This window comes from Chitinimonas sp. (assembly GCF_041904975.1).
In the GTDB taxonomy this organism is placed as follows: domain Bacteria; phylum Pseudomonadota; class Gammaproteobacteria; order Burkholderiales; family Chitinimonadaceae; genus Chitinimonas.
This window is the reverse complement of sequence record NZ_JAYRLZ010000161.1, coordinates 1-9,674: the sequence shown is the minus strand read 5'-3', so window position 1 is coordinate 9,674 and position 9,674 is coordinate 1. Positions and strand designations below refer to the sequence as shown.

15 protein-coding genes and 1 pseudogene are annotated in these 9,674 nt (G+C 61.7%); 1 reads left to right on the top strand and 15 read right to left on the bottom strand.

Features of this window, described 5'->3' with window-relative positions:
* Positions 1-200, bottom strand: a 200-nt coding sequence (locus tag ACE3OH_RS14580; RefSeq protein ID WP_374354287.1) for a hypothetical protein, incomplete at its 3' end; no start/stop codon positions are given.
* Here ACE3OH_RS14580 and ACE3OH_RS14575 point away from each other — a divergent pair.
* The gene (locus ACE3OH_RS14575; protein ID WP_374354284.1) at positions 199-2,322 is read left to right on the top strand and encodes an AsmA family protein; all 2,124 of its coding nucleotides are present in this window, start codon (positions 199-201) and stop codon (positions 2,320-2,322) included. The genes ACE3OH_RS14580 and ACE3OH_RS14575 overlap by 2 nt on opposite strands.
* Positions 2,323-2,506: 184 nt before the next feature.
* On the opposite strand, the gene tatC is transcribed toward ACE3OH_RS14575, so the two are convergent.
* From tatC to ACE3OH_RS14505, 14 genes and pseudogenes are all read right to left on the bottom strand, one after another.
* Positions 2,507-3,253 (bottom strand): twin-arginine translocase subunit TatC, encoded by a 747-nt coding sequence (tatC, locus tag ACE3OH_RS14570; RefSeq protein WP_374354290.1) that lies wholly within the window; start codon positions 3,251-3,253, stop codon positions 2,507-2,509.
* Positions 3,254-3,355: 102 nt separating this feature from the next.
* The gene (gene tatB / locus ACE3OH_RS14565; protein WP_374354282.1) at positions 3,356-3,772 is read right to left on the bottom strand and encodes a Sec-independent protein translocase protein TatB; all 417 of its coding nucleotides are present in this window, start codon (positions 3,770-3,772) and stop codon (positions 3,356-3,358) included.
* A gap of 8 nt (positions 3,773-3,780) precedes the next feature.
* Positions 3,781-3,999, bottom strand: coding sequence for a Sec-independent protein translocase subunit TatA (gene tatA, locus ACE3OH_RS14560; RefSeq protein ID WP_374354280.1), 219 nt, complete (start codon positions 3,997-3,999; stop codon positions 3,781-3,783).
* 72 nt (positions 4,000-4,071) lie between these two features.
* Positions 4,072-4,431, bottom strand: coding sequence for a histidine triad nucleotide-binding protein (locus ACE3OH_RS14555; protein WP_374354277.1), 360 nt, complete (start codon positions 4,429-4,431; stop codon positions 4,072-4,074).
* Entirely contained in the window at positions 4,428-4,907 is a 480-nt protein-coding gene (locus tag ACE3OH_RS14550) for a GFA family protein (protein ID WP_374354274.1), read from the bottom strand. The genes ACE3OH_RS14555 and ACE3OH_RS14550 overlap by 4 nt, the downstream gene beginning before the upstream one ends.
* Positions 4,900-5,226, bottom strand: a complete 327-nt coding sequence (locus tag ACE3OH_RS14545; protein WP_374354271.1) for a phosphoribosyl-ATP diphosphatase — start codon at positions 5,224-5,226, stop codon at positions 4,900-4,902. The genes ACE3OH_RS14550 and ACE3OH_RS14545 overlap by 8 nt, the downstream gene beginning before the upstream one ends.
* 67 nt (positions 5,227-5,293) lie before the next feature.
* A complete protein-coding gene (gene hisI / locus ACE3OH_RS14540; protein ID WP_374354268.1) occupies positions 5,294-5,680 on the bottom strand; it encodes a phosphoribosyl-AMP cyclohydrolase in 387 nt (128 codons plus the stop codon).
* Positions 5,677-6,450, bottom strand: coding sequence for an imidazole glycerol phosphate synthase subunit HisF (gene hisF, locus ACE3OH_RS14535; protein WP_374354265.1), 774 nt, complete (start codon positions 6,448-6,450; stop codon positions 5,677-5,679). Before hisF ends, hisI begins: the two co-directional genes overlap by 4 nt.
* Positions 6,451-6,486: 36 nt before the next feature.
* Positions 6,487-6,993: a cupin domain-containing protein gene (locus ACE3OH_RS14530; RefSeq protein ID WP_374354262.1), complete on the bottom strand. Its 507-nt coding sequence runs from the start codon at positions 6,991-6,993 to the stop codon at positions 6,487-6,489.
* Entirely contained in the window at positions 6,986-7,723 is a 738-nt protein-coding gene (gene hisA / locus ACE3OH_RS14525) for a 1-(5-phosphoribosyl)-5-[(5-phosphoribosylamino)methylideneamino]imidazole-4-carboxamide isomerase (RefSeq protein WP_374354260.1), read from the bottom strand. Before hisA ends, ACE3OH_RS14530 begins: the two co-directional genes overlap by 8 nt.
* A 23-nt stretch (positions 7,724-7,746) precedes the next feature.
* Positions 7,747-8,406 carry an imidazole glycerol phosphate synthase subunit HisH gene (gene hisH, locus ACE3OH_RS14520; protein ID WP_374354253.1) on the bottom strand — a complete coding sequence of 220 codons (660 nt, stop codon included), beginning with the start codon at positions 8,404-8,406 and terminating at the stop codon, positions 7,747-7,749.
* Positions 8,403-8,876, bottom strand: a complete 474-nt coding sequence (locus tag ACE3OH_RS14515) for a GNAT family N-acetyltransferase (protein ID WP_374354251.1) — start codon at positions 8,874-8,876, stop codon at positions 8,403-8,405. The genes hisH and ACE3OH_RS14515 overlap by 4 nt, the downstream gene beginning before the upstream one ends.
* An 8-nt stretch (positions 8,877-8,884) precedes the next feature.
* Positions 8,885-9,478, bottom strand: coding sequence for an imidazoleglycerol-phosphate dehydratase HisB (hisB, locus tag ACE3OH_RS14510; RefSeq protein WP_374354247.1), 594 nt, complete (start codon positions 9,476-9,478; stop codon positions 8,885-8,887).
* Positions 9,479-9,486: 8 nt separating this feature from the next.
* Positions 9,487-9,674 (bottom strand): annotated as a pseudogene (locus tag ACE3OH_RS14505) (histidinol-phosphate aminotransferase); the annotation flags it as partial.

Below are 9,674 nucleotides of genomic sequence, written 5' to 3'. Positions count from 1 at the left end.
GGCTGGAAAGCAGCGCTCATGGTGGGATCCGGTGTGGTGAAGTGCGGCGATGGTAACGCGAAGCGGGCCATGGTGCAGCCGGCTTGGGCGGGCCGCCGCGGCATGCGCCGCTTCGCCCCTGCCATGCGTGAGTGAAATTGCATCTGTTGTGCACGGTGCATGGGGCGCGCTGCGGCAAGTTCTGTGATAATCGCGCCCATGCTTTTTCACCAGCTGCCGCTGCGCGTGCGGCGACTCCTCTATGGCTGCCTTGCGCTGATCCTTGTGGTGGCGGCCTTGCCCCTGTTCGAATTGACCAGCTTGCGCCAGCGTTTGGTGGCGGAGGCCAGTGATTCGCTCGGGCGCAAACTCACCGTGGCGGGTTTGCGCTTTGCGCTGCTGCCGCGGCCCAATATCACCCTGGAAGATGCAGCCCTGACCGAGCCGGATGGCAAGACGCCATTTTTGGTGTTTCGCAGTGCGCGCTTTTCCCTGGGCTGGCTTGCCCTGTGCCATGGGCGGGCCGAGCTGGTCGATGGCCGGGTGCAAGGCCTGGGGATGGCAATACGGGCAAAGGAGGATGGCGGTCTGAATCTTGACGACCTGTTGACCCGCAAGCCCAAATCGAACCGGATTGACTGGCATCCAAGCCGACTCGATTTGGTTGATGCCGCATTCGACTGGCACGACCGGATCGGCGACACCACCCGCTTGCGCGACGTTACCTTGCATGCCATCAATCCCGAGGCGGACGAGGGCATACTCAGCCTGAGTGGCCAACTGGTGGCGCCCGGCTGGGGCGGCAAGCTCAGCCTCGATAGCGGGATCAAGGTCGACCGGGCACAGCTGTCGGCCAAGCTCAGCAATTTCCGGGTCGAGATCAATGCCGACACCCAGGATTGGCATGAGGGGCATTTTGAACTCGGCGGCGACTTGGGCCTGGCTGCTTTGCCTTGGCGCGGCACCATCAGCAATGCCAAGGCCCATGCCACCGCGCGCCATGGCGACCAGCTATGGCAGGCCGGCTTCAAGACACCGCAATTGCAGCTAGGTGCCAAGGGCTTGCTGACTGGGCGGCTCGATGGCGATGTCGGCATCAAGAGTGCCGAGCGTGAATTGTCGGGCAAATGGCAGCTGGACAAACTGGCGGCCGATGCCGCCGGTGGACTGCTGGCCGATAAGGTAAGGCTCAATCTGCAGCTGCTTGACGACAGGCAGAATGTCCAGCTTGATCTGGTCAGCCCCTTGCGGATTGCCAGCTGGCGCAATCTGGCGCTGGAGGGCTTTACCCTGACCGGCGCCTATCGCAACAAGGCATTGCCGCGCGGGGCGATCAAGCTGAACCTGGCCGGGCGTAGCGTGGTCGACTTGACGCGGGAGCGGCTGGACTGGACCAGCCTGGGCACGCTCGATCACTCTCCGATTGCCGCGCAGTTCAATATCGAGAACTTTCTCGACCCGCGTTATGCCTTCGCCGTCGATCTGGCGCGCCTAGACCTCACTCCCTATCTCCCCGCCTCAGACAAGCCCGCCTTGCTCGATGCCAGCCAGCCGCTCGATTGGCAATGGCTGGCTGGATTGACTGCACGTGGCGATATCAAGCTGGGCGAGCTTGATATCGGCCGCTTCCGCATCCTGAATTTGCAGACGCATCTTGAAGCTGCCGGGCGCAAGCTGAGCCTGGCGCCCTTGGTGGCCGACATTTACGGCGGTCGCCTGCAAGGCAAGATGCTGCTCGACACCACGGCCGCGCCACGCGTGCAGCTGGCCCATACCCTGAAGGGGGTGGAGGTGGCGATGCTGGCGTCCGACACCCTGGGACTCAATCATCTGGCCGGGCGCGGCACGGTCAATGCCGAACTCACAGCACCGGCCGGCAGTGTCGATGCGATGCGCCGTGGCTTGTCCGGCAAGCTGGATGTGTCGTTGAGCAAGGGGGCGTTTGTCGGCTTCGATATCACTGATGCCTTGCGCGGCACCCGTATCAATCTGGCCCAATTGGCCGGCGGGCTGGTGACGGCCGGAGCGGTAAAAGGCACCCGCTTCAGCGACCTTTCAGCCCGCTTCGTGATACGCGATGGCATTGCGGAAAACCATGATCTGCAAGGCCATGCCCCATTCATGGCGCTGGCGGGCGAGGGACGTGTCGATCTCGGTCGTGGCAAGGTGGACTATCAGCTGCGCGCAACCCTGGCCGGTAATAGCGGCGTGGCGGCATTCGATGCGCTGCGCGGCGCGGTTCTGCCGATCACTATCAGCGGCGAATTGATTTCGCCCGATTACCGCATCGATACCAGTGGCTTGAGTGCCACGTCGTCCAGCAAGGCTCAGGACAAGCGCTGAGTACCGCGTCGGACTGGCATCGATTTCGGCAAGGTCGTCGCAAACGCTTGGTCCGGCGGGCTGTGCACAGCCCTTTTCTGGCGTGTCAGTGTCGCTGATGAGCGGATCGCTGCCACCTGGGCGATGGCAGCCGGCTCGGCTGGCTCGCCACGGCATGCGCGCAGCCATGGCCTTGCCCCTTGGGCTATTCGGTTTGCGCCTTGGGCTGGATCAACCAACCTGACAGCAGCACGCCGATTTCGTAGAGCAGCCACAAAGGCACTGCCAGCATGGTTTGCGACAACACATCGGGCGGGGTGACGATGGCTGCTATGACGAAGGCGCCCACGATCACATAGGGGCGGATTTCCTTGAGCTTGGCTACGCTGACCAGGCCCATGCGCACCAGCACCATCACCACCACCGGAGTCTCGAAGGTGACGCCGAATGACAGGAACATGCCAAGGACAAAACCGAGGTATTTGTCGATATCGGTCATCATTGCCACGCCTACCGGTGTCGCCGCAGCCATAAAGCCGAACACCACCGGGAATACCAGGAAATAGGCGAAAGCCATGCCGATAGCGAACAGCAATACGCTGGAAACAATCAGTGGCAGTACCAGCCGCTTTTCATTCTGATACAGGCCCGGCGCCACGAAGGCCCAGGCCTGGTACAGGGTGTGGGGCAGGGTCAGCAGAAAGGCGGCCATGCCGGTGACCTTGAGCGGCACGAAGAAGGTGGCGGTGACATCGGTGGCGATCATCTGCCCGCCCTGTGGCAAGGTCTTGAGCAGCGGCATCGCCAGCAGGTGGTACAGGTCTTTCGACCAGTGGAACAGGCCGAGAAAGCACAGCAGCATGACTGCCGATGCCCGCACCAGGCGGGTGCGCAGCTCGATCAGGTGTTCGATCAAGGGCTGTAGGTCGTCTTGCATGCTCATGTCAGGAATCCCGGAAATAGGTAGGGGGGCCAAGGCGGCAGGCGCACGTCCGCCGTGCGCGTCGCCGGCTGGCCGGTATGGCCTGGCGCCGGCGGTTCGGCCGGATGGACACTAGCGGCGATCGCGCTCGGGCCGCTCTGCAGCCCCTGTCGAGGACGCGGCGGCTTCGTGCGCTGCGGCTACCGTGTCGCTTGCTGCCAATTCCGAGCTGCTTTTGCTGGGAGCGTCGTGCATGACGGCGTGAAAGTCATTCGCAGCGGAACTGACGGATTGCTGCATATCGTTCAGTCCGTCGCCCAGCTCGCTGGCCAGCTTGCGGCCCGCCTCGTTCATCTCCGCCTCGATCCGGCGCAGATTATCGAGCTCCACCTCGCGCTGGATATCGGCCTTTACCCCGTTTACATAGCGCTGGGCCCGCGCCAGCATGGCGCCGACGGTACGGGCCACCTTGGGCAGCTTTTCCGGGCCGATCACCACCAGGGCTACGCCGCCGATCACCAGCAATTCGCCAAAGCTGAAGTCAAACACGATGGCGTTTAACGCTTGTCGCGCGATTGCTCGTTATCGAAGACGCGTGCACCGTCCACTTCCTTTTCGGCGACTTTTTTCGGCTCTTCGTCACCCTTCATGCCTTCCTTGAAGCCACGCACCGCCGAACCGAGATCCTTGCCGACATTGCCAAGCTTCTTGGTGCCGAACACCAGCACCACGATTACCAGAACCACCAGCCAGTGCCACAGACTGAAACTACCCATGTTACAACTCCTGAATCGAAATGAAGCCTGCGCGGACCCAGTGTCCAGCAGGCGGAAACAACGCTGAAGCGATTAATGAATCAGCTGCGCCATGGCGGTTTCTGCCTTGCCGCCGCCACCGAATACATGTAGATGCAGATGGAACACCGACTGGCCGCCGGCCAGACCGGTATTGATCATGGTGCGAAAGCCATCGCCTAGGCCTTGTTGGCGGGCCAGCTCCGGCGCTAGCGCCAACAGCTTGCCGAGCAGGGCATGGTCGCTTGCCTGTGCGCTCAGCAGGCTGTCGATATGGCGCTTGGGCACCAGCAGGAAATGCACTTTGGCAATCGGATTGATGTCGTGAAAGGCGATCACCTCATCATCCTCATACACCTTGTTGGCCGGAATCACTCCGGCTGCAATCTTGCAGAAAATGCAGTTATCACTCATCTGCCTGACTCCTTAGTCACGCCTGTTGTATCGGGTTGAATGCTCAGTGCCTGAAAATCGGGCGGGTTGCCGTCGAATACGCAGTCACTATCAAACGAAACCCATGGCTGGGCACTGCTACGCCAGATATGCGTGCGTGGATGCAGCCAGCTGGTGTCGTCGAGCGTACCGGGCTTGATGCTGATCAGTTGCGGGTCGGGGCTGGATCGATGAAATACCCGACTGCCGCAGTTGGGACAAAACTGGCAGCGCATCTGCCGACCTTGCGGGGTGTGCCGGGTCCATTCGCGCAATTCGCCCGCTATATCGCAGCTTTCGGTGCGCAGCCACAGTGCCATGCCGAATGCACTGCCAGATTGCTTCTGGCATTCGTGGCAATGACAGGCGAACAGCGCCACCGCGCTGGCGCGGATCTGGTAGCGCACCGCACCGCACTGGCAGCCACCGACAAAGGATTCGGGTGTTGCATCAGGCATCGCCGCGCGCCCGCTTTTCGTCCACGCCGGAAATACCCTCGCGCCGCGCCAGTTCAGCCAGCACATCGTTCGGGCCAAGTCCTTGTTGCGACAACAGCACCAGGCTGTGGAACCACAGATCGGCCACCTCGCGCACCAGGTGCAGGCGGTCGCCATCCTTGGCTGCCATGATGGTTTCGACGGCTTCCTCGCCGACCTTCTTGCAGATGGCGTCGAGGCCCTTATGCATCAGGCTGGCGGTGTAGGACGATGCCGGATCGGCATCCTTGCGGCTGTCGAGTGTCGTAGCAAGGCGCTGCAGGATGTCTGCGTTGACCATGATGGAGGGTAATTTCGCGACGGAAAACGGCGATTATACGATTGCCAGCTTGCAGCAGGGTGACAGCTTAGTGCGAATAGATGGCGGCAGGGTCTTTCAGCACCGGATCGACCGCTACCCACTCGCCGTCGATCAGCTGGCGATACAGGCAGCTTTCGCGACCGGTGTGGCAAGCAATGCCGCCTGCCTGCTCGATCTGCATGACGATCACATCGCCATCGCAGTCGAGCCGCAGCGCCTGAACGGTCTGCAGATGGCCCGATTCCTCGCCTTTTTTCCACAGCTTTTGTCGCGAGCGCGACCAGTAGTGGGCGATGCCGGTGTCGGCGGTCAGCTGCAAGGCTTCGCGATTCATCCAGGCCACCATCAACACCCGCTGGGTGCGCGCGTCCTGGGCGATGGCGGTGACCAGGCCCTTGTCGTCCCATTTCACTTCATCGAGCCAGTTGCTCACAAACGCACCTCGATACCCTGATCGCGCATCAGCTGCTTGGCCTCGGCAACCGTGTGATCACCAAAATGGAAAATGCTGGCTGCCAGTACCGCATCGGCGTGGCCGAGGGTGATGCCGTCGGCCAGATCCTGCAGCTTGCCGACGCCGCCCGAGGCGATCACCGGGATATTGACCGCATCGCTGACCGCCCGGGTAAGTGCCAGATCGAAGCCGGAACGGGTGCCGTCGCGGTCCATGCTGGTTAGCAGGATCTCGCCAGCACCGCGCTGCTGCATGGTCAGTGCCCACTGTACCGCGTCCAGCCCGGTCGGGTTTCTGCCGCCATGGGTGAATACCTCCCAGCGATCCGCCTCGCCCGGCTGGCTGACCCGCTTGGCATCAATCGCCACCACGATGGCCTGCGAGCCGAAATAGCCGGCTGCATCCTCCACCACCTGCGGATTGGTCACCGCCGTGGTATTGATGCCCACCTTGTCGGCACCGGCATTGAGCAGGCGCCGCACGTCCTCGACCTTGCGCACGCCGCCACCGACGGTGAGCGGGATGAATACCTGATCGGCCACCGCTTCGATGATGTGCAGGATCAGATCGCGATTGTCGGAGCTGGCGGTGATATCGAGAAAGGTCAGCTCGTCGGCGCCTTGCTGGTCATAGCGACGGGCGATCTCGACCGGGTCGCCGGCATCGCGCAGGCCGACGAAATTGACGCCTTTGACGACGCGACCATCGGTTACGTCAAGGCAGGGGATGATGCGTTTGGCGAGAGACATGAATAAGCAGGCCAGGAGGGCGCCAAGAGGCGCCGATCAATCTTCGCCGACGAAATAGTCGACATTGCCCGAGGCATCAAGCGCCCGGAATCGGAAGCGGATACGGCGTTCACCGTCGGGGCCGTGCTCGGCAACGCGGATGCCGACCTTGCCCGAATCGGGGTATTCGCAGATTTCGGTCGGTGACCGGGTACTGATCGACAGGTACTTCAGATCAGCGTCCGAATCATTGATCAGATGGTGCGCCGTCTCGCGTCCGCCGCATGGGGCAGCACAGATATCGCCAGCGCGCACGGCAATGGCTTGGTCGCCATAGCGGTAGGTACCACGCCCTTCCAGCACGATGAATAGCTCTTCCTCTTCCCAGTGGTTGTGGAAAGGACAAGAGCGCTTGCCGGCTGGGACTACCGTCAGGTTGTAGCCGAGCTTGCTGGCGCCCAGTAGCTCGCTGATGCCGGTGTCGAACGACTCGTATTTTTCGCCGTGCCGGTTATGCTCCGGCGCGGGTAGGGAATCGAGATTGATGACCGGGTGCTTAGCCATTCAATTCATCAGCCAAGGTCTGTGCTGCAGCAAAGTCCAGCGTGCCTTCATAGATCGACCGCCCGGCGATGACCCCGCTGATACCCTCGCTTTCCACTGCGCACAGGGCTTTTACATCGTCCAGATTGGTCAGCCCGCCCGAAGCGATCACCGGAATGGTCAGGCCGCTGGCCAGTTTGACCGTGGCGTCGATATTGATGCCGCTGAGCATGCCGTCGCGGCCGATATCGGTGTAGATGATCGATTCCACGCCATAGTCCTCAAAGCGCTTGGCTAGATCGACCACATCGTGGCCGGTGATCTTGCTCCAGCCATCGATGGCTACCTTGCCATCGCGGGCATCGAGCCCGACGATCACCGAGCCGGGGAAGGCGTCGCAGGCCTCATGCAGAAAGCCCGGGTTCTTCACCGCCGCCGTGCCGATGATCACATAGCGCAGGCCGGCTTCCAGGTATTTGTCTATGGTGTCGAGGTCGCGGATGCCGCCGCCCAGTTGCACCGGGATGTCGCTGCCGACCACGTCGAGAATGGCTTTGACGGTGGCGAGGTTTTTCGGTTTGCCGGCAAAGGCGCCATTGAGATCAACCAGGTGCAGGCGTCGCGCACCGGCATCGAGCCAGCGTTGTGCCATGTCGGCCGGGTCGCCGAACACGTCGGCTGAATTCATTTCGCCTTGCTTGAGGCGCACGCACTGACCATCTTTCAGGTCGATGGCGGGGATGATGAGCATGATGAGTGGTGTCGGGGTGAGGATTAGATCGTGCCGTCCCAGGTGACGAAGTTTCGTAGCAGTCGCAGGCCGGCGGTGTGGCTTTTCTCGGGGTGAAACTGGGTGGCAAAGATATTAGCCTGAGCCACGGCGACGGTGAAGGCAAATGGATAATCACTTTCGCCCACGGTCAGCGCGGCATTGGCGCTACGCATGTAGTAGCTGTGAACGTAGTAAAAGCGCTCGCCGTCTGCAATATCGGCCCACAGCGGGTGGGCTTGCGTCTGCCTGACTTCGTTCCAGCCCATATGCGGCACTTTCAGGCGCGCGCCCTGTGCATCAATCATGCGGTTTGCCGGAAAACGCGCTACCTCACCCGGAAATACGCCCAGCGCGGCGCTTTGTTCACCGGGGGCGCTGGCGCCTTCTTCGCTCCAGTCGAACAGAAGCTGGGCACCGACGCAGATGCCCAGAAACGGCTTGGTCCTGGCGGTTTCAAGCACGACTTCGCGCAGGCCGCGCTCATCCACCTCGCGCATGCAATCGCGCATGGCGCCCTGGCCGGGGAATACCACCTTGTCGGCGCGGGCGATCAGGTCCGGGTCGCTGCTAAGCAGGATCTGATGCTCGGGCGCGACATGCTCCAGCGCCTTGGTCACCGAGCGCAGATTGCCCATGCCGTAGTCAATCACGGCGATCTTCATGATGCCTTGGCTGCCAGTGCGGCCAGGCGCGTGTTGTGCGCCAGCTCGGTGACAAACTCCACCGCCTTGTCGTTTTCCTGGTTGATGGCAAAGCCAAGGCGGTGATGGAAGTTCATCGACAGGCGATTGGTCTTGTAGACATGCGAAACAAGTCGCTCGACCGTGTGTTGGCGAAATAGCTGCAGCGATTTGAACGACAGCTCGCGCATCACCGAGGCATCGCGGCATTCCGGGTGTACGTTCAGCATCAGCACAAACCACTCGCCAAGCTGCTTGGCGCGGTACATCGCGTATGCAACAACCTTGCCGGCACGGGCGATGGCGACCAGATGGTGCTGCTCATCAAACTGCTGCGCCAATTCGATCTCGCGTTGTGCCCGGCAAAAATGGTCGCCGGCTTGTTCGGTGTGCTGGCTCAGGGTGAGTTCATCCAGCGCCGCCAGCTGCTCGATCAGGGTCTTGCGTTCCATGGTAGGCATCATGCGGTCAGGGTTCCCTTGGTCGACGGCATGGCCCCTGCGGCGCGCTCGTCCACTTCCACCGCCATGCGCAGGGCGCGGCCGAAGGCCTTGAAAATGGTTTCGGCCTGGTGGTGCGCATTGCTGCCGCGCAGATTGTCGATATGCAGCGTGCTCATCGAGTGATTGACGAAACCATGGAAGAACTCGCTGAACAGGTCCACATCGAACTGGCCAATGCTGGCGCGGCTGTATTGCACGCCATACACCAGGCCGGGCCGGCCTGACAGATCGATCACCACCCGGCTGAGCGCCTCATCCAGTGGTACATAGGCATGGCCATAACGGCGGATGCCCTTTTTGTCGCCCAAAGCCTTGGCCAGTGCCTGGCCGAGGGTGATGCCGATATCTTCCACCGTGTGGTGGGCATCGATATGCAAATCGCCGCAGGCGTGGATATCGAGATCGATCAGACCGTGGCGCGCCACCTGATCCAGCATATGCTCGAGAAAGGGCACGCCGGTATCGAAGCGGCTGTGGCCGCTGCCATCGAGGTTCAAGCTGACGGTGATCCGGGTTTCCAGGGTATTGCGGGTGACGGTGGCTTGGCGCATGGCGTGGCTCAAAGGCATTGGGGGAGCGCCGTCAGGACGGCATCGTTCTCGGCAGGTGTACCCACCGTCAGGCGCAGGCAATGATCCAGCAGCGGATGGCTGCCGTGCAAGCGTTTGATCAGGATGCCGGCCTGTTTGAGTGCGGCAAAGGTGTGGTCGGCATCGGGCACCCGCACGGTGATGAAATTGGCTTCCG

Bases quoted from the DNA above. Each gene is read 5' to 3' on its own strand.
- ACE3OH_RS14530 (WP_374354262.1), bottom strand. From the start codon at position 6,993: ATGGCTAAGCACCCGGTCATCAATCTCGATTCCCTACCCGCGCCGGAG.
- ACE3OH_RS14555 (WP_374354277.1), bottom strand. From the start codon at position 4,431: ATGAGTGATAACTGCATTTTCTGCAAGATTGCAGCCGGAGTGATTCCG.
- ACE3OH_RS14550 (WP_374354274.1), bottom strand. From the start codon at position 4,907: ATGCCTGATGCAACACCCGAATCCTTTGTCGGTGGCTGCCAGTGCGGT.
- hisA (WP_374354260.1), bottom strand. From the start codon at position 7,723: ATGCTCATCATCCCCGCCATCGACCTGAAAGATGGTCAGTGCGTGCGC.
- hisH (WP_374354253.1), bottom strand. From the start codon at position 8,406: ATGAAGATCGCCGTGATTGACTACGGCATGGGCAATCTGCGCTCGGTG.
- ACE3OH_RS14515 (WP_374354251.1), bottom strand. From the start codon at position 8,876: ATGGAACGCAAGACCCTGATCGAGCAGCTGGCGGCGCTGGATGAACTC.
- ACE3OH_RS14545 (WP_374354271.1), bottom strand. From the start codon at position 5,226: ATGGTCAACGCAGACATCCTGCAGCGCCTTGCTACGACACTCGACAGC.
- tatA (WP_374354280.1), bottom strand. From the start codon at position 3,999: ATGGGTAGTTTCAGTCTGTGGCACTGGCTGGTGGTTCTGGTAATCGTG.
- hisF (WP_374354265.1), bottom strand. From the start codon at position 6,450: ATGTCTCTCGCCAAACGCATCATCCCCTGCCTTGACGTAACCGATGGT.
- ACE3OH_RS14575 (WP_374354284.1), top strand. From the start codon at position 199: ATGCTTTTTCACCAGCTGCCGCTGCGCGTGCGGCGACTCCTCTATGGC.
- hisB (WP_374354247.1), bottom strand. From the start codon at position 9,478: ATGCGCCAAGCCACCGTCACCCGCAATACCCTGGAAACCCGGATCACC.